We start from the raw sequence: 17,866 nt of genomic DNA on the forward strand, positions 1-17,866 counted from the left end.
AATTTTTAATTCAATTAGACTTGTGCAAATATTCTCATCCTAAAAATATAGCTGTGACAGTTCCACAAACACTTATTTCTCCCATCAAAACTCTCTGAATAACCTCATAAACAGGTATTAAAACTACCTCAATTTCTTCTGTAACATCCAGCTCTTGTTGTTGAGACTTAATCACATTTTCAGCAAGAAATAAATGAATATAATCTGTATTTTTAACAGGATTATGATCAAGTCCTAATTAATTCTCAATTCTGAATTTATAATTTTTAATTCAATTAGACTTGTGCAAATATTCTCATCCTAAAAATATAGCTGTGACAGTTCCACAAACACTTATTTCTCCCATCAAAACTCTCTGAATAACCTCATAAACAGGTATTAAAACTACCTCAATTTCTTCTGTAACATCCAGCTCTTGTTGTTGAGACTTAATCACATTTTCAGCAAGAAATAAATGAATATAATCTGTATTTTTAACAGGATTATGATCAAGTCCTAATTAATTCTCAATTCTGAATTTATAATTCTCAATTCAATTAGACTTCTGCAAATATTCTCATCCTAAAAATATAGCTGTGACAGTTCCACAAAGACTTATTTTTCCCATCAAAACTCTCTGAATAATCTCATAAACAGGTACTAAAACTACCTCAATTTCTTCCGTAATATCCAGCTCTTGTTCTGGAGACTTAATCACATTTTCAGCAAGAAATAAATGAAGATAATTTGTATCTTTAACAGAATTATGATCAAGCCCTAATTAATTCTCAATTCTGAATTTATAATTCTCAATTCAATTAGACTTGTACAAATATTCTCATCCTAAAAATATAGCTGTGACAGTTCCACAAACACTTATTTCTCCCATCAATACTCTCTGAATTACCTCATAAACAGGTACTAAAACTACCTCAATTTCTTCTGTAATATCCAGCTCTTGTTGTTGAGACTTAATCACATTTTCAGCAAGAAATAAATGAAGATAATTTGTATCTTTAACAGAATTATCATTAAGCCATAATTAATTCTGAATTCTGAATTATCAATTCAGAATTCAATTAGATTTGTACAAATATTCTCATCCTAAAAATATAGCTGTGACAGTTCCACAAACACTTATTTCTCCCATCAAAACTCTTTGAATTACCTCATAAACAGGTATTAAAACTACCTCAATTTCTTCCGTAATATCCAGCTCTTGTTTTTGAGACTTAATCACATTTTCAGCAAGAAATAAATGAAGAGAATTTGTATCTTTAACAGGATTATCATCAAGCCCTAATTAATTCTAAATTCTGAATTCTAAATTCTGAATTCAATTAGACTTGTGCAAATATTGTAATCCTAAAAAGATCGCTGTGACAGTTCCACAAACACTTATTTCTCCCATCAATACTCTCTGAATTACCTCATAAACAGGTACTAAAACTACCTCAATTTCTTCTGTAATATCAAGCTCTTGTTGTTGAGAATTAATGACATTTTCAGCAAGAAATAAATGAAGAGAATTAGTATCTTTAACAGGATTATCATATAAAGTTGCCAATCTAATTAATTTCTCAGCAACATATCCAGTTTCTTCAGTAAGTTCTCTACTAGCAGCTACTTCAGGAATTTCTGCTTGAGGATTAAAAGATCCTGCGGGTAGCTCCAATAAAACTTCACCAACTCCATGTCTATATTGACGGACAAATACAATTTCTTGTTCAACAGTTACAGGAAAAATAAGAGCAATATCCGGTCTAACATTAATAAAAAAATCATCTATAATTCTACCATTAGGTAACTCCACTTCATCCTGTCTTACCTGACACCATTTATTATTAATTACTAACCTAGATTGTAAAAGTTTCCATTTTTTCAAATCAGTCATTTCAGTTATCAGTTATCAGTAAATACCTAAATAAAATCAAAATTATTATTACATCGGACTTTTAGAGATTATCTGGCAGTAACTCTTTAAATAAATTATTTAACTCTTCAGGATGAATCGGAGAAAATATAGCATCATCTAAAACAACAGCAGCTCCGAAATGTCGATTGTTTAAAATTTCCCAGTCAATAATAGTTAAATGATTGCGTGTAATAAAGGGCAGTTTTCTATGCCAATGTATCTTCATTTCTAATACTGACCCCCCACCTTCTCTCTCTGCTAACGAAATTGGTTCTGTTCTGTCATATTCTCCGTGGGGATGAATAATTAATATAGCTAATTTCCCAACTTCATTCCTTGTACTGTTGAGACTTTTCTGTAAATCTAAAGCTAATTTATCGGCTGATTTCTGACTTTCCCCTACGGTTATTTGCAAATTATTTTGTGCAGAAAATCCAAATCCTGAGAGAATATTTCCTGCATTAGCTGGAGGTAGATTCAAGTTAGGTATTGCAACTGATAATAAAATCAAAACTATAGTCAAGATGAGATAATTTACCTTGTTAATCATTTGTTTGAAAACAAAATAACACATTAATCAATCAATCAATATAGCAGGGAACAGGGAACAGGGAACAGAGAACAGTTGGAAAAGTATTTCCTAGTCTAAGATTCATCATTAGTTCATGTCCTAACCAATTCTTTCTTAGCTATAAAAGCTGGAAATTGAAATAAGTCGTAGAAACTAAGTATAGAATTTTAAAATAAGATGTCAAACAAGTGTTGGTTATTTTATGAAATTAAAAATTACGGGAAACCTTTTGACCGAATAATTAATAATTATTAATTAAACAATTCAGCTTGATTAGCCTCCCCCAAGAAAGGGCAAAAAAGTGCTAGAATATTTCCTTATATTCTATTATGTTTCAGTTTTAACCAGAGGTAATTATCCATTATCCATTAATGAACTTTTGCCTTTTGCCTAAATAAAAGTTGTTATTTTTTGACACAATTAAAATAAAATTGCTATATATTTAGTTCCTACTATCAATGTAAGCATTCACTTATTACCTGTCAGCTTGAGTAAAATAATATTCTAACCTTAAGGAAGAGGTTTAAATGAATATAGACTTTAAAGTCGGCTTTTATAGTAAAATTTAATTTTGACTAAATTAATAAAGCTTTTATCTACAACTAAAGTAAATATCTAATAGCTGATTGCTGATAGCTGATAGCTGAATGCTTACCTATCAATTAAAAATTTAACCACTGTATTATCATCTTTGGTGCAGGCAATAAAATAATTACCAATAAACCTAACATTAACAATCCTAAAAAGTCACGTTTATTATCTAGTTCACTAACATCATTAAGAGCCGGTTCATCAGCAAGAGGTAGTAAAAATAAAAAGATTGCTAAAAATAACAATTCCTTATTTATGAAAGCTAATACTAATAACAAAAACCGGGAAATTTGACCAATAACCATACCAGTACGTTGCCCAAACATAGCGTGTACTATATGACCACCATCAAGTTGTCCAATAGGCATTAAATTATATGCAGTTACTACTAAACCTATGTAACCAGCTACTGCTACTGGATGTAAATCTATACCTTTGTTATTAGTTAACTCCGCACCTAATGCTAATTTACTTAATACAGCTAATAAAAAAGAAAAAGTCGGATTTAATGAATCTATAGATAATATTCCTGAATCTTCGGAAAGAGGTACAACACTAGAGTGAGATAAACCCCAAATTAATAGGGGTATTGTAACTACTAATCCGGCAATAGGACCTGCTATACTAACATCAAATAAAGATTTACGATTAGGTATAGGACTTTGCATCCGAATAAATGCCCCAAAAGTTCCTAAGAAAAACGGTACTGGAATAAAATATGGTAAAGTTGTACGAATTTTGTATAATTGAGCTGTTATATAATGACCAAATTCATGGCATCCTAGAATTAAAATCAGAGCTATGGCATAAGGTAAACCCTGAATTAATAAATTAGGGTCATATTGTATTGCATTTTCAGAAATACCAACTATTTCTCTTGCCCCTACTAATGTAGTAGTGAATAAAGTGATTAGTAATAATCCTAAAGCCAACATTATAGGTCTTTTATATTCTTGAGACTCTGGAGTTTTATTCTTACTACAATGTGGATTAGGAACTAGAGCAAAAAAAGGTTTACCTTGAAAACTATTTTGAAATATGACTAGGAAGCGATCGCCAAATTTTCCTTCTACATTTTCTCGTACTGTTTGATAAGCTTCTTCTGGGTTGGAGCGTAACTGACCTCGACAAATAACTGCTTGGGGTCTATACTCTAAATTCCGTAGATAGTAAACTGTCCAAGGAAAACAATTTCGCAAGCTGATTTCTTCAGTTTTGTCTATTGCTAGTTTTGGTGGAATTGGTTTGATAGTTTGAGTAGGGTCTATTTCTGGTTTAGTCTGGGAGTTACTATTTTCTATTTTTGATTTATCCGATTGACTAGGAGTATAACGTCCCTGTTGTACCAGCAACCAGTATAGGTAAGGACAAAAAACAAAGGGAATGATAATTAATGCTGGTGGTAGTTGCTTTTGATCGTAGATTAACATCCAAGTTGTCCATACTAAAGCTGGTGTCATCATTACCACCCATAATATCCAGATAGGAGTGCGAGTAATTTTGCTGACACTGTTCTGCAAAATAATGTATGTAATAACTCCTAATAGAATTAATAAAAAGACCATAATAGTTTACTGAATTCTGTCTATTTCTAAGTTAAGTAAGAATACTGCCTTGACACAACAGCCTTTTGTCTCCAAACTTACCCAATTTGTCCTAGAAAATATTTTTGCTTTTTCGTCAAATCGGGATACTTTAGGAGGAACTGCTTATTTTATTGTAGAGAATCAAACGAACATTCTGATTGATTGTCCTCCTAATAATGAAACAAATCAAAAGTTTCTGATGGAACACGGAGGAGTAAAGTGGCTGTATATTACCCATCGTACTGCTATTGGCAAGGCGAAGGAAATTCAAGCAGCTTTCAAATGTGAGATTCTGATTCAAGAACAAGAAGCTTATTTATTGCCTGGGTTAAAAGTAAGGACTTTTGAGCATGAGTTTAATTTGAGTCCACATACTCAAGTTTTATGGACTCCTGGTTATTCTCCCGGTTCGTCTTGTCTGTATTATTCGGGAAATGGTGGGGTATTATTTACAGGTCGTCATTTATTACCTAATAGTCAGGGGGAACCTGTTCCGTTGCGTATTGCTAAGACTTTTCATTGGCCTAGACAGGTTCAAAGTGTTAAATTTTTGATAGAGCAATTTTCTTCGGAAACTTTACAGTATATTTGTCCTGGTGCTAATACTGGTGCTTTGAAAGGTAAGCGAGTAATTGAGTCAGCTTATGATAAGTTAGCATCTTTAGATTTAGATACTTATTCTCAACAGAAAAGAGGGGGTAGCGAGTAGGGAGTAGGGAGTAGTGGGAAAGAATTGATCGATTAGAGTGGGATAATTTGTTTTATTTTTTGGCGTTGGTGAAATAAGGTATCTTCTTTGTATCAGAGTAAGATTTATAATAACCAAAAAAACAGTTTTAACTACTGACCATTTTTTGAATTCAAAATTCAAAATTCAAAGTTCAAAAATTTTGATTCTAAGTGAATTTCAATAATTGTTTAATTAAGGGTTCAAGCTTCGTTCTTTAGAACGAAAAAATCAAAAATATTTTCCTTATTTCAATCCCAATACTTTAGGCAGAGGTTAGAATTTTGAATTCATAATTTTTAATTTTGAATTGATTTGACTACTGTAGGGGCGAACGGCCGTTCGCCCCTACTAAAAATCATACAATCATTCAGCAACGCCAGATATTTTTTGTCAAAATAATGGGCAGATTAACTTAATGATATTCATTTTGACATAATTTGTGTATAGTTTCAATTTGAGGATGAAATTTTTTGAAGACTTAGTTCCCTCGGTTGGTAAAATAAGAGGATGTCAACAACTATCTAAGAACTAAAAATTACAAGACTCTATGGCAACTGTCACTGCTTATCCCAATGCTCCAGATTTGTCCACTGATGATTATTTGATTATTGGTTTAGCAACCTGCTTTATCAAAGAAGATGGCGAAGTCTCTCAAGTAAAGGTTGTTGAACCAATACCTTCAGCAGCTCTTGAAGCTATTGTTAAAGGAATACCAACTTCTTATGAAATAGCTTATGGAACAACTTTAGGCCAAGTATTATCTGGAGAGAGACCCCTAATACCTAAAGATTTTCCTCCAGAAGCTCAATTTTCTGATAATTTTGCTGAGAGAGCGATCGCTGCTACTCGCACATATAAAATTCATCCGGAAGTTAAATCTTTGGTTCCTCTAGGAAGTCGTTGTGATAAATTGAACTATTCTTTAGAACGTAAGCGAATATTAAATGCGAAAAATATTGTCAGTTCAGAAGACAACGTAAAGCAACACGAATATACTCACAAAGTTCTTTAATCGTAAAAGCATTCAGCTATCAGCTATCAGCTATCAGCTATTGCTTTGAGTTTTAGATCAAGACTTTATTGATTAAGTTAGAACTAAATCTTACTAAAAAAGTCAGCTTTAAAATACATATTTATTTAAACCCTCTCCTCAAGGTAGGGATATGATTATTGATAGCCTGACAGTTAATAGCTGAATACTTACTTTCAATGTTAGTGTTAATTCTATATCTTAAACTAACAAAAATTATAGTTATCTAAGTAATGGTATTTAATTATGCTCAAACTTTATGGCGGTGCTCGTAGTCGAGCATCGATTGTTCATTGGTATCTCGAAGAAATAGAAGTTCCTTATGAATTTATCATTCTTGATATGCAGTCAGGAGAACATCTAAAACCAGATTTTTTAGAAATTAATCCGATGGGAAAAGTACCTGCCATTTTTGATGGAGAATTTAAGCTTTGGGAATCAGGTGCAATTTTATTATATATTGCCGATAAATATGGCAAAATGCCTGATTCTTTAGAAAAGAAAGCCGAAATTTTTCAGTGGGTATTATTTACTAATGCTACTCTCGGACCAGGAATTTTTGTAGAAGCAAGTCGTGAAAAAGAAACTCCCCGTTTATTAACTCCATTAAATAAAATTTTTGAGAATCAAACTTATTTAATGGGTGAAGAATTCAACGTAGCAGATATAGCAGTAGGTTCAATTTTAGCTTACATTCCTATGATGTTAAAATTGGATTTGAGTTCTTATCCTAGTGTTTTGGAATATATTAAACGGATTTCTGAAAGACCTGCTTTTCAAAAGACAATTGGTAATCGTTCTTAGTCTGTAAGCATTCAGCAGTCAGTTTTCAGTTATTATTTATAAGCTTTAAGTTAAGGGAGTATTGAGATACTGAGCGAAAATCAAAAATATGGAGAAAAGGATATTTGCTAATTATATAGTAATCCTCAAATAGGGTTTGCTGAAAAAGTATGCTTGGGTTCGAGTAGGAGTCAGAATTCTGAATTCATAATTCAGGAAGAACAGGGAATTTAGAGGAAGTAGTCAGAAGAATTATCCCTTGATTTTTCTGCCATAGTTAGCCTAAAATTCTAAATTTTTGGTCGCTCAAGCTGAAAAAGTTACAATTTTTTCCAATCTAAAAAGGCTAAAACATTTATCTGTCAATCCTTTTCGATTTAATCACCAAGCCCTAAATAGGTTGTAATATTGTATTGTAGGGGTTTGGTCTCCAAACCAAAGCAAAAATGGGATTTGGAAACCAAACCCCTACAGTTCTTTTGTTCGCCAATCATTGAGGATTTAGTATAGCAATTATTTGGCTATCTTTAAATTTCAAAAGAAAGAATTGTTTGAACTGAATTGCCAAATTTGTCATTGATTTTTATTCCTGAATGCTGAGTGTAAAGTATTCAGGGAAGCATTAGAAATAAAACAAAAATAAAGTAAAATCAAAAATCTAGAGAATTTATTTCTCTCTAGATCAAAAAAACTTAGTAGCTATAAGCTTCCAAATTATTATGTTCACCATATTGCTAATAATTAAAATGGAAGCAAATAGCTTTTTGGAGATTTTATTTTTATCTGAAACCTACTGCTGCTTGCCATACAAAAGCTAGCAACAAGAAAAATACAGGAATTACTGGTAAAACATCAACTAACGGATCGAAAACTGAGTAAGCTTCTGGCAACTTTGCCAATAGCATTGCTAATTCCATAAAATCAACCTACCTTTTTTACACAAAATTTTTATGACATTAGTATATCTTAATCTGAGTCATTAACATTAAAATTTATATCTGCAAACCTTTTAATCGTCCGTGTTAAAAACCTGTGCGTGCTTTTTTTGCTTTAGAGACTCTAACCAAATAGGAATCAAAATCCAAGCAACTACCAAAATTAAAGCAACTATACCAAATTTTGCCACCCAACTTACTAATTTTTCTAGAGGTACAACTTGTCCAACAAAAAAAGATAAACTTACCATTGTTAATGCCCAAATAGTTGCTCCAGCAAAATTACATAATAAGAATTTCCAGTAAGACATTTGAGCAATTCCCGCTAAAGGTCCAGCAAAAATTCGTAATAAAGTAATAAACCTACCAAAAAATACTGCCTTAGCTGCATTTTTACTAAACTGATTTTTCACATCCATCAGTTTTGTTTCTTCAATGCGAAATATTCTACCCAACTTCAACATGAATGGCCAACCACTATACTTACCAATCAAATACCCACAACTATCCCCGAATACAGCTCCCATAATTGCACAACCCAACACATACCAATAAGTTAACTCTCCACTACCAGCAAGAAATCCACCGACAAGGGTAACAGTTTCTCCAGGAATAGGGATTCCTGCATTTTCTAAGGCTATTCCGAAGAAAACAGCTAGGTATCCATACTGATTGGCTATGAACTGAATTGTTTCTAGTGATACAAATTCTAATGACATTGAACCCTACTCTTCAAGTTGACTTAATCAAATTTATCATTTTTTTATATTTTACGTTCATGTGGGTTAGAATAGCAGGAACAAATTTGTTACTTAAATCATCTTGATGATAGATAAGATATTAAAATAACTAAAGCTATATAGAAAATCACTAAGACTTTGAAATAGCCTAGATATTGGAGTATTGAACTTTCCTATAAACTTGGTAACTTAGGAAACAATATGTCGAAAATATTAACTTTATTTCCTGGTAAAGGATACAGAATTAAGAAGCAATATTTAGATAGTTATAATAGAAGAGTCTATCGATTAAATATTCCCTTATATCTGTTATGAGTCAGGGAAATATTATGCAAAATTTGCTCGAAATTACAAATAAAAATAATCTCCTATTATAATTACCAGATTTAAGGGGAGAGTTTCAACAGCTAAATTTCGGGAAGAGAATATAACTTTATGGATTGTTGATAATTAGGTTAGTGGAGCATGGAGCAAATAACTTATCAATTAAATAAAAAAAAGCCTCAAAGTATTGCCAATCAATACTTTAGAAGTTATCCTCCATTTCACCCCTTTTTTTTTAGAGTAAACTAAAAAAAACTAAACTTCTTCTTTTTAATTAAGGTGATACGTATGAAAACTGTTGACATCAAAAAACATATTATTTTAACTCCGCAACAACGCTTAGATTGTGTTGGGGCAAATGCTCTAGAGCAGCAATTTATATCTATGTTAGGAAAAAAATGCAATCTTTGGATTATTGATATGACAAATGTAGATTTTATCGATAGTTCTGGTTTGAGCGCATTAGTTGTAGGTTTAAAAACAGCTCGCGAACATGGCTATCGTTTAGTAATTTGTAACTTGAAACCGACAGTTAAACTAGCTTTTGAGATTACTCAATTAGATAGAGTTTTTCAAATTTTCAATAATCTTGATGCAATTTTTTCGGACTTTAATTTAAAATTGGCAACAGCTTAGTTAAGTTAATTACTTAATTTACATGATCAGCTCAGATGCTAATCTTAATGGCAATTGAGCTGATTTTAAAATTCCTAATTAATTAAGTATTTCCGAAAAACTCAAAATTATCAAAATATTATTTTTAATGCAGAAGTATAAACTTTTGGTTAGAGAAAAATTGGCATTAATCTTAGGGCATCTTTGCTAAGATCAAGCATTACCAAATGTAGGCATTTCTACAGAAGAACCAGAAGATTGACTAGAACCAAAAGCAGGTAAGTCAAGACCATTAGCTCGACGGTTTCTAACTGCTAGACGATAGCTAACACTTTGTAGTTCTGCATGAAGTTGACGGTTTTCCTTCTGCAACTTTTCAACTTTTTCCAGCACTTCTGCAAGTCGCTCAGAAAATTTCTGACGATATACTTCTGGTAGTTCTTGTACTACTTGTTCTAACATTTGGGAGCGGTCTGTTAATTCTTGTACAGAATGACGCAAATTATATATTTCTGCATCTCGTTCAGAAATTTGTTCTTGATAAAAAGTTACTTGTTGTTCAACTTCGTTTAGCTGTTCTTTTAAGCTTTGCATTTGAGACTGGTAAGCTTCAGGAACAGTAGATGTTGGTACGATACTTGTATTTCCTTTAACTAAACGAAAAAGTTCTTGAGATAATTGTTGAATTAATTGGTCTCGCATTTGTAACTCTTCGTTAAGACGAGACACTTCGCCTTGAAGTTGTTGTGAATTTAACTTTTGCATCTGGTTCACTTGAGTTTTGTTCTTAATTATTCAGTAGTTCATTTATACAATTTAGAATTAGTTAAGCCTCTATAAATATCTATAACTAATAGAATTATAAATTACGAGAAGTTAAGTGGGGAGAATTCTCCCCTAATCCCTAATGTTATAGTTTTGATTTTTGAGTTAATCAAAAACTATTAAATCTTGGAGTCCAAACTATGCTAGGTTGAGTAATATATTACTACTACATAGTCTAGTTTGATAATGCTGAATGGAAGTTGGAACTTAATTATACTCTTGTAGAAAAAATTACAATTTACCGAAATAATTAATAATTAAATAATTAGATAATTCAGGTTTAAACCCTTCCCTTTCAAGGAGAAAAAGCAGTCCAGGGATGGCGAGGTTTCCATTACCTCCGGGACCCTACGCAAACGCCAGATGCAATCGACCTAAAAGGAAGAGGTAATTATCCATTATCCATTATCCATTATCCATTATCCATTATCCATTAATGAACACTAGCTACTGTTGTACTGATGCTACTACTGGTTCTGGCTGACTTTGAGTATCTGTGTTAGTAGTTTTAGGTACTTCCTGTTTAATGGTTAAGTAGCGAATAACTTCTTCACTCAAACGCATTGCCCTCTCTAAAACTGCTATTTGAGCAGGGGGACCTTGATAATTCATCTGAATATATGTACCTTCGCGGCGATCGTTTATCTCATAAGCTAAACGACGTTTACCACGATGTTGAATTTGCAGATCGTAAGCTCCCTGTTCCTGCAAAATATCTTTATATTTTGTAATTTCCTGCTCTACTTGTTCTTCAGTCAGATCCGGACGCAGGATATACATTGTTTCGTAAATGAACGGCTTCATAGAAATAATCTCCTTTTGGACTACATGGCTTCTGCTAAAACTTTAAGAATTAAAAGAAGCAAGGATATTTAATCTTACAAAATTTTTGCCAAAAATTCTACTGCAAATATTAAAAATCTCTAGCGGACTTGCATATAAACGGCATCAGAAATAGTTGGTATTTCTGCGTAACGGCCCATTGCTGACTGAACTACTGAGTAGATAAAAGATCCTAAAATTCCTAAAAATATCATATTGGAAAGAGTCTCCATAATAAATCCTCCTAAACTCTTCCCTAATATTGATAAAATCAGACCACACAAAATTAAAACAATGTCCAAAAGAATGGCTTGCATGGTGTTGAAACGAATAAAGTGAGATATATCATTATTTCTTACTACCAGTAAAAACAGAGCAAAGAATACAATCAGGCCAAAGAAAGGTATACCTCGGTAAATCTGTAACAAAGGTGCAAGAGGGATTAAAATTAGTCCTAGGGGAGGGAACTGTTCAAATAAGTATCTCCCATACCCTAACCCATCTAGTAGTGGTAATAGATAAGGTAAACAAGCAAAAATTCGGTCTTGAGTCGTTGTGGAACCACGCCAGGTCATAGAAAAATTCTCCTGAATTTTCAATTTTGTGATATGTACAGATATATAAATTCAGGATAGCGCATTGATATCTTCCCTGGGGGTTAAGCACGGATATTCCTACTAAACCATAGCTCTTCGGGGGATTAACATTTTTTATAGTGCTGCTACCTTAATGATAGTCTTACTCTTTATTATTACCTCCAAATAATAGGGTTTAACTTGCTCCTTCAAGTCAAACCTAGGTTCAGAAAACTATACAATTTTTATGGCATATTAAAATCTGTTTAAGGGTTGGCTATTCCTGCTCAAGTTAGGGGTTTCCTACTTAATTTTCGACCTTTATTTTGCCACTAACACAAAATTTTAATTAATCAAATCAAAAGTAATTATTGCTCTGCTGATTAAATATCAAAGCATTTACCTATAAAGGTTTTAGCCATTTTAAGTCGTGAAAAAGTACCAGTTTTTTGGTTTAAAGAGCTGCATAAAGTGAGGACTTTAGGGTAACTATCGCAGAAAAATCAAGGAAAAATTATTTCTCCTACTTTCCTTGTCTTCCCACACTTCCCACACTTCCCACACTTCCCACCCTTCCCACACTTTGCTTTTTTCCGCAAGCCCTAATTATTCTATGCTGGCAATCAGAAAACCCATTTCACACTCATATTGATCTGGTTGAGTATCTGCTAATTTAGGAACTGGATGACCGCAACGTAATTGACCACCTTTCCAACGGGGTTGACCATTTTGATTAGCTAATAAACAACCTTGACAAACTCTTTGGGGAGTAACAAGCTGATTTTCCATTAAAATAACTAACATAATTAAACCTCCAGGGATATCCCATTTGGGTTGATTATATTTTAAAGAGAATTCATAGCATCTGTATGTAAACTGGTACAGAATTTAACATTTAATACATAAAATGTAGTCAAAATTTATAAAAATTTGTATTAATTTCTACTGACTTAAAACCAAATTGGTGCTAATAAATTATTTATTCCCGCGCAACAGGCCAAATTTAATTAACCCTCGTTCATATCCATCGCTCATTAACCGAAGGGAAAGAGCTGCTTGAATAGTTGTCCAACCACTGAAGAGTAAATTAATAATAACTTGAGGGTCAAAAGCTGATTCAATGACCACATCCCAAAAGGGAGCGACAGCAGTTGACCAGTCAGCAGTACAGATATCTTGAAAACCTATATTCTGGGCGATCGCTTCATACTCTGGTAAAGAAATAACATAAGGCAAAGCATAAACCCGATAAATATCAGCTAAGTGTCTCCATTCATCATCGGTAAGTTGGCCATCAGAGCCATCTAATGGACGATGACACCAAGTAGCCATAATTATTGTACCACCAGGCTTCAGCACTCGATAGCATTCTTGCAAAAATTTCATTTTATTGGGCATATGTTCTCCACTTTCGAGAGACCACAACAAGTCAAAAGATTCATCAGCAAAGGGCATATTCAAAGCATCCGCCACTGTAAAATTAGTATGTTGACTTAAGTTTGCTGACTCTGCCCTTTCCTTCGCTCTTTTGGCCTGCACAGGAGAAAGGGTGATACCAGTAACAGTAGTATTGAACTTTTCGGCTAAGTACAGTGTACTACCACCGATGCCACAACCTACATCAAGGATCGAGGTAGGAGGCCACAAACTTGATGCTTCCTTTGTTGCTACCCAGTAAAGTAGTTCCTCAATCATATCTATTTGAGCTTGTCGTCTGTTTTTTTTCTCTTTACCATCTGGCCCATAATAGCCATGGTGCATATGTTCGCCCCATACCTGTTCCCACAGATTGGAGGAAGCATCATAGAATTGTTGAATTTGCTCGGTTAGAGTTGAGGTCATTTCAGTTATCAGTTATCAGTTATCAGTTATTAGTTATTAGTTATCAGTACCTCTGGCAATAAGGAGATTTGAAAACCGAAATTTTCTTTTTCATCTCCTTGAAAGGAGAGGCTTGATACCTTATTTTATAGTCATAATTATAGATTAATTAAGGTGTTCATTAATGGATAATGAATAATGAATAATTACCTCTCCCTAAAAGGGAGAGGATTGACTAAAAGGAAAAAATTTATTTTCTTGAGGGGAGATTGGATATGGGGAGGAAAGCCGAAGAATGCAGAGTCGCTTCCTCTTACAGAGGAGCTGCGCTAACGCTTTTCATGTCGCGTAGCGTTAACGTTTGCGGAGCATGACCTTAGGAAAGTTTTGCGCTAGCTAAACGCCATCCCATCCTACGGACTGCTTCGCTTGCCGACCACTTTTCCCCCTTTATTGGGGAGGCTAATAAAGCTGAATGATTTAATTATTAATTATTAATTATTAATTATTAATTATTTAGACCATATCTTTGGTACAAATATAAAAAATTAAAAGTTATTTTTCCTTGAACAATTAACTAAAAATCTAAACATATATACTAAAAAAATGCAATGACTGTAGCTCGAACGATTTGTCAAGGTTTTATTGTTGTTATTGCTATTGGCACTATATTACTAATGCTACCTATCTCAATGAGTAGTGGTAATTGGAGTCATCCTGTAACTGCTTTATTTACAGCTACTTCTGCTGTTTGTGTGACTGGACTATCTGTTGTAAATGTGGGAGAATATTATTCTTTTTGGGGACAGTTATTCCTGTTATTATTAGTTCAAGTTGGAGCTTTTGGTTATATGACTGCTACAACTATTCTTTTGTTGTTGCTGGGTCATAAATTTGGTCTTAGAGAAAAAGTCGCTCTTCAGCAATCTTTAGAACAGGTAGGATTAGCAGGTGTGGAGGGTTTAATTAGGTCAATTTTAGCGACAACAATTGTATTGGAATTGACTGGTATTTTGTTACTTTTGTTAGTTTTTGTGCCAATTTATGGCTTTCAAGAAGGTCTTTGGCATTCTATTTTTCATAGTGTTAATGCTTTTAATAATGCTGGTTTTAGTTTGTATTCGGATAGCCTTGTTCAATTTGTAAAGTCTCCATTAGTAAATTTTGTGATTAGTGGTTTGATTATATTTGGTGGATTGGGATATCAGGTTATTATGGAGATGTTTTTATGGCTGAAAAAACGTTTGCAAGGAGAACAACCCTGTCACATTTTTTCTCTACATTTTAAAGTGGTTACTAATACGACTATTTTGATGTTAATACTTGGTTTAATTGCTTTTTTTATTGCTGAATTTAATAATCCTAATACTCTAGAAAGTTTAAACATACAGGAAAAATTAATTGCTGCCTGGTTTCAATCTGTTACTACTAGAACTGCTGGTTTTAACACTATTGATATTGATAATTTGACTGATGCGGGTTTGTTTTTTACGATCGCTTTAATGTTTATTGGTGCTAGTCCGGGTAGCACTGGAGGAGGGATTAAAACTACAACTTTTAGCATATTATTTAATAGTACAAAAGCAGCTCTACAAGGTAGGAATGAAGTGTTATGTTATCAGCGCAAGATTCCGATGATAGTTATTATTAAGGCTATTGGTATAGTTTTTGCATCAACTATATTAGTTGGTTTTGCTACTACTGTAATTGCATTTACTGACCAACAATTAGAATTAACTCAGATTTTCTTTGAGGTTGTATCTGCTTTTGCTACGGTGGGTTTATCTAAAGGTGTTACTTCTAATTTTACAATTCCAGGACAATTAGTTTTAATTGCAACAATGTATATAGGTAGAGTAGGTGTATTGTTGTTAATTTCGACTGTTTTTTCAGAACAAAAACCTAGCGCGATCGAATATCCAGAGGAAAATTTATTTGTGTAATCCTTTCAATAATGGATAATTACCTCTCCCTTTGAGGGATAGAATTGACTAAAAGCAAAAAATTGATTTTTTTTCCCTTGAAAGGGGAGGCTTTAAACCTGAATTATTTAATTGTTTAATTGTTTAATTGTTTCGGTAAATATTTAGTTATTAGCAGTCAGTTATCAGCAATTAATAATCGATAATTACTCATAAGATGAAATACAAAAAATTGTATTATTTACAAATCTAATCATCTCTCCATACCTCTATATTTATATCAATATTTATTTGGGAGAAAATATTAAGGTATTTTATATCAAATTAAGAGAGCATAGTTTGGTGGTAAATTTTAATTCTATCTCAATTTCAAGGGTTGCTTTTACCAAAAAATTAGGTCTAAGAAGCTGTTTGTAAACTCATAAAAAACCTCTCTCCAAACCTCTCTCCTGGGAGGAGAGAGGCTTTGAAACCCTCCTTACCCCCCCTTTCAAAGGGGGGCAGGGGGGTTAGGTTTTTAGGATTCATCGGTTCTATGCAATACTTCTCAAACAGTTTCTAAAATCTCCCCTTTTTAAGGGGATGAAATAAAATATTTGGTTCATTATTTCAATTCCAATGGTTTACTTGGAGGTACCAATAACTAATGTAGTGACACAACGCGCGTTGTGTCACTACTAGAAGTGTCACTACTAACTGATAACTGAAATGACTCTATTCCCTATTTTCTCAATTCAGTTGTTCAAAACTTTTCTTTGATTGGTAGAATCTGAAAATAGATATTTGGAGGCAGCGTTGTCTTGGTTATTCAATCAAATATAATGCTGAATTTACAGTGAAATTATCATCTTGGAATTTTTGGCAAAAGTTACGCACGGGCAATAAACAATTTGCTGTTATTGGTTTAGGAAGATTTGGTAGAGCAGTCTGTGAAACTTTGCATAACTTCGGTTATGAAGTGCTAGCTATTGATAAGGAAGAAAAAAGGGTAAATTTGGCTTTAACTGACCAAATTTCTTCTCATGCTTTTAAGCTAGATTCAACAGAAATTAATGCCATTAAACAAAGTGGTCTTCTAGATTTTGATACGGTAATTGTCGCAATTGGTAATTATTTGGCAGAAAGCATTACTACTACTCTAAATCTTAAAGAATTGGGGATAAAGTCTGTGGTAGCTAAAGCTTCTTCTGAAACTCATAAAAAACTGTTAGAAAAAGTCGGAGCAGATTATGTTGTATTTCCAGAAAGAGAAATGGGTTGTGAAGTGGCACGATTATTAAGTAAGCCTAGAATAGTCGATCAATTTAATATTGACCCAGAACATAGTATTGTAGAAATTATTGTACCGGATAAATTTGATGGTAAAAGTATTGCTGATTTAGAAATACGCAATAAATATGGTTTAAATTTATTGGCAGTCAGCGCTCAACATGAAAAATTTACAATTAATCCTCGGCCAAATACAATCTTAAAAAAAGGAACAGTAATAATTGTACTTGGTTCTAATCAAGATATTAATCGCTTGCCAAGTTAAGATTCAAACAATCATAATTAAACAAAGTAATAAGGAAGTTCATTAATGGATAATGGATAATTGATAATTGATAATTGATAATTACCTCTCCCTTTTAGGGAGAGGATTGACGCTTAAGGAAAGAAATAAATTTTTTCCCCTTTATTGGGTAGGCTAATAAAGGTGAATAATTAATAATTAATTATTTGGTAAGCATTCAGCTAGCTCGGAGTCAAATCAATTCAAAATTCAAAACTATTAATTGGCTCATTATAACCTCTGTCTGTTTGCGCAGCATTCCGCAGGAAAGTCAGAGCCTTGAAATCAGGAAAATATTTTTGATTTTTTCGTGCTTGTATGAACGAGGCTTGAATCCTTAATTAAACAATTATTGAAATTAAGGAATGAAGCAAAAATTTTGAACTTTGAATGCGTGAATTTTGAATTCTAAAAATGGTCAGCTCTCAGCAATAAAAATGAACAATGTAGTTTAATAGACTAGACTATTAAGGATAGCTGATAGACTTCTATCCATACTTTTAATTCTGTCAAATCTCTCAACTGCTTTTTCCTTTTTTAAAAGTAATGA

The 17,866-nt window shown here is 32.9% G+C and carries 21 protein-coding genes; 6 read left to right on the forward strand and 15 right to left on the reverse strand.

What is annotated here, in order from left to right:
* Positions 1-34: 34 nt before the first annotated feature.
* The 8 genes from F6K40_RS23660 to F6K40_RS23695 all read right to left on the reverse strand — a co-directional run bounded on the left by F6K40_RS23660 (position 35) and on the right by F6K40_RS23695 (position 4,621).
* Positions 35-175, reverse strand: coding sequence for an NUDIX hydrolase (locus tag F6K40_RS23660; RefSeq protein WP_293139553.1), 141 nt, complete (start codon positions 173-175; stop codon positions 35-37).
* 120 nt (positions 176-295) lie between these two features.
* Entirely contained in the window at positions 296-436 is a 141-nt protein-coding gene (locus F6K40_RS23665) for an NUDIX hydrolase (protein ID WP_293139553.1), read from the reverse strand.
* A 120-nt stretch (positions 437-556) separates the two neighbouring features.
* The gene (locus tag F6K40_RS23670; RefSeq protein ID WP_293139554.1) at positions 557-697 is read right to left on the reverse strand and encodes an NUDIX hydrolase; all 141 of its coding nucleotides are present in this window, start codon (positions 695-697) and stop codon (positions 557-559) included.
* A 120-nt stretch (positions 698-817) separates the two neighbouring features.
* A complete protein-coding gene (locus tag F6K40_RS23675) occupies positions 818-958 on the reverse strand; it encodes an NUDIX hydrolase (protein ID WP_293139555.1) in 141 nt (46 codons plus the stop codon).
* Positions 959-1,078: 120 nt separating this feature from the next.
* Positions 1,079-1,219 carry an NUDIX hydrolase gene (locus F6K40_RS23680; protein ID WP_365672561.1) on the reverse strand — a complete coding sequence of 47 codons (141 nt, stop codon included), beginning with the start codon at positions 1,217-1,219 and terminating at the stop codon, positions 1,079-1,081.
* Between the two features lie 96 nt (positions 1,220-1,315).
* Positions 1,316-1,873: an NUDIX hydrolase gene (locus F6K40_RS23685; protein WP_293139556.1), complete on the reverse strand. Its 558-nt coding sequence runs from the start codon at positions 1,871-1,873 to the stop codon at positions 1,316-1,318.
* A 61-nt stretch (positions 1,874-1,934) separates the two neighbouring features.
* Positions 1,935-2,444: a hypothetical protein gene (locus F6K40_RS23690; RefSeq protein WP_293139557.1), complete on the reverse strand. Its 510-nt coding sequence runs from the start codon at positions 2,442-2,444 to the stop codon at positions 1,935-1,937.
* A 683-nt stretch (positions 2,445-3,127) separates the two neighbouring features.
* The gene (locus F6K40_RS23695; RefSeq protein WP_293139558.1) at positions 3,128-4,621 is read right to left on the reverse strand and encodes a site-2 protease family protein; all 1,494 of its coding nucleotides are present in this window, start codon (positions 4,619-4,621) and stop codon (positions 3,128-3,130) included.
* 49 nt (positions 4,622-4,670) lie between these two features.
* On the opposite strand from F6K40_RS23695, the gene F6K40_RS23700 reads away from it, so the two are divergent.
* The 3 genes from F6K40_RS23700 to F6K40_RS23710 all read left to right on the forward strand — a co-directional run bounded on the left by F6K40_RS23700 (position 4,671) and on the right by F6K40_RS23710 (position 7,206).
* Positions 4,671-5,351 carry an MBL fold metallo-hydrolase gene (locus F6K40_RS23700; protein ID WP_293139559.1) on the forward strand — a complete coding sequence of 227 codons (681 nt, stop codon included), beginning with the start codon at positions 4,671-4,673 and terminating at the stop codon, positions 5,349-5,351.
* A gap of 568 nt (positions 5,352-5,919) precedes the next feature.
* Complete coding sequence (locus tag F6K40_RS23705; protein WP_293139560.1) at positions 5,920-6,384, forward strand: hypothetical protein; 465 nt, start codon at positions 5,920-5,922, stop codon at positions 6,382-6,384.
* 264 nt (positions 6,385-6,648) lie between these two features.
* A complete protein-coding gene (locus tag F6K40_RS23710) occupies positions 6,649-7,206 on the forward strand; it encodes a glutathione S-transferase family protein (RefSeq protein ID WP_293139561.1) in 558 nt (185 codons plus the stop codon).
* Between the two features lie 758 nt (positions 7,207-7,964).
* Here F6K40_RS23710 and F6K40_RS23715 read toward each other — a convergent pair.
* Both F6K40_RS23715 and F6K40_RS23720 read right to left on the reverse strand, forming a co-directional pair.
* The gene (locus tag F6K40_RS23715; RefSeq protein ID WP_094677471.1) at positions 7,965-8,102 is read right to left on the reverse strand and encodes a photosystem II reaction center protein K; all 138 of its coding nucleotides are present in this window, start codon (positions 8,100-8,102) and stop codon (positions 7,965-7,967) included.
* 92 nt (positions 8,103-8,194) lie between these two features.
* Entirely contained in the window at positions 8,195-8,839 is a 645-nt protein-coding gene (locus F6K40_RS23720; RefSeq protein ID WP_293139562.1) for a DedA family protein, read from the reverse strand.
* A 633-nt stretch (positions 8,840-9,472) separates the two neighbouring features.
* On the opposite strand from F6K40_RS23720, the gene F6K40_RS23725 reads away from it, so the two are divergent.
* Entirely contained in the window at positions 9,473-9,820 is a 348-nt protein-coding gene (locus tag F6K40_RS23725; protein WP_293139563.1) for an STAS domain-containing protein, read from the forward strand.
* Positions 9,821-10,012: 192 nt separating this feature from the next.
* On the opposite strand, the gene F6K40_RS23730 is transcribed toward F6K40_RS23725, so the two are convergent.
* From F6K40_RS23730 to F6K40_RS23750, 5 genes are all read right to left on the reverse strand, one after another.
* Complete coding sequence (locus tag F6K40_RS23730) at positions 10,013-10,573, reverse strand: Npun_F5560 family protein (RefSeq protein ID WP_375340594.1); 561 nt, start codon at positions 10,571-10,573, stop codon at positions 10,013-10,015.
* 498 nt (positions 10,574-11,071) lie between these two features.
* Complete coding sequence (rpsF, locus tag F6K40_RS23735) at positions 11,072-11,428, reverse strand: 30S ribosomal protein S6 (protein WP_293139564.1); 357 nt, start codon at positions 11,426-11,428, stop codon at positions 11,072-11,074.
* A gap of 119 nt (positions 11,429-11,547) precedes the next feature.
* The gene (locus F6K40_RS23740; protein WP_293139565.1) at positions 11,548-12,021 is read right to left on the reverse strand and encodes a Tic20 family protein; all 474 of its coding nucleotides are present in this window, start codon (positions 12,019-12,021) and stop codon (positions 11,548-11,550) included.
* A 606-nt stretch (positions 12,022-12,627) separates the two neighbouring features.
* A complete protein-coding gene (locus F6K40_RS23745) occupies positions 12,628-12,825 on the reverse strand; it encodes a hypothetical protein (protein WP_293139566.1) in 198 nt (65 codons plus the stop codon).
* Positions 12,826-12,996: 171 nt separating this feature from the next.
* Positions 12,997-13,863 carry a methyltransferase domain-containing protein gene (locus F6K40_RS23750; RefSeq protein ID WP_293139567.1) on the reverse strand — a complete coding sequence of 289 codons (867 nt, stop codon included), beginning with the start codon at positions 13,861-13,863 and terminating at the stop codon, positions 12,997-12,999.
* Between the two features lie 590 nt (positions 13,864-14,453).
* Between F6K40_RS23750 and F6K40_RS23755 the strand changes: the two genes are divergently transcribed.
* Positions 14,454-15,785, forward strand: a complete 1,332-nt coding sequence (locus F6K40_RS23755) for a TrkH family potassium uptake protein (RefSeq protein WP_293139568.1) — start codon at positions 14,454-14,456, stop codon at positions 15,783-15,785.
* Between the two features lie 814 nt (positions 15,786-16,599).
* Positions 16,600-17,298: a potassium channel family protein gene (locus F6K40_RS23760; RefSeq protein WP_293139569.1), complete on the forward strand. Its 699-nt coding sequence runs from the start codon at positions 16,600-16,602 to the stop codon at positions 17,296-17,298.
* Positions 17,299-17,866: the final 568 nt, after the last annotated feature.

It is taken from the genome of Okeania sp. SIO3I5, from assembly GCF_010672085.1.
GTDB lineage: Bacteria > Cyanobacteriota > Cyanobacteriia > Cyanobacteriales > Microcoleaceae > Trichodesmium.

Coding starts and splice junctions, on each gene's coding strand:
- F6K40_RS23720 (WP_293139562.1), bottom strand. CDS start 8,839: ATGTCATTAGAATTTGTATCACTAGAAACAATTCAGTTCATAGCCAAT.
- F6K40_RS23710 (WP_293139561.1), top strand. CDS start 6,649: ATGCTCAAACTTTATGGCGGTGCTCGTAGTCGAGCATCGATTGTTCAT.
- F6K40_RS23705 (WP_293139560.1), top strand. CDS start 5,920: ATGGCAACTGTCACTGCTTATCCCAATGCTCCAGATTTGTCCACTGAT.
- F6K40_RS23725 (WP_293139563.1), top strand. CDS start 9,473: ATGAAAACTGTTGACATCAAAAAACATATTATTTTAACTCCGCAACAA.
- F6K40_RS23750 (WP_293139567.1), bottom strand. CDS start 13,863: ATGACCTCAACTCTAACCGAGCAAATTCAACAATTCTATGATGCTTCC.
- F6K40_RS23755 (WP_293139568.1), top strand. CDS start 14,454: ATGACTGTAGCTCGAACGATTTGTCAAGGTTTTATTGTTGTTATTGCT.
- F6K40_RS23715 (WP_094677471.1), bottom strand. CDS start 8,102: ATGGAATTAGCAATGCTATTGGCAAAGTTGCCAGAAGCTTACTCAGTT.
- F6K40_RS23695 (WP_293139558.1), bottom strand. CDS start 4,621: ATGGTCTTTTTATTAATTCTATTAGGAGTTATTACATACATTATTTTG.
- rpsF (WP_293139564.1), bottom strand. CDS start 11,428: ATGAAGCCGTTCATTTACGAAACAATGTATATCCTGCGTCCGGATCTG.
- F6K40_RS23740 (WP_293139565.1), bottom strand. CDS start 12,021: ATGACCTGGCGTGGTTCCACAACGACTCAAGACCGAATTTTTGCTTGT.
- F6K40_RS23745 (WP_293139566.1), bottom strand. CDS start 12,825: ATGTTAGTTATTTTAATGGAAAATCAGCTTGTTACTCCCCAAAGAGTT.
- F6K40_RS23690 (WP_293139557.1), bottom strand. CDS start 2,444: ATGATTAACAAGGTAAATTATCTCATCTTGACTATAGTTTTGATTTTA.
- F6K40_RS23685 (WP_293139556.1), bottom strand. CDS start 1,873: ATGACTGATTTGAAAAAATGGAAACTTTTACAATCTAGGTTAGTAATT.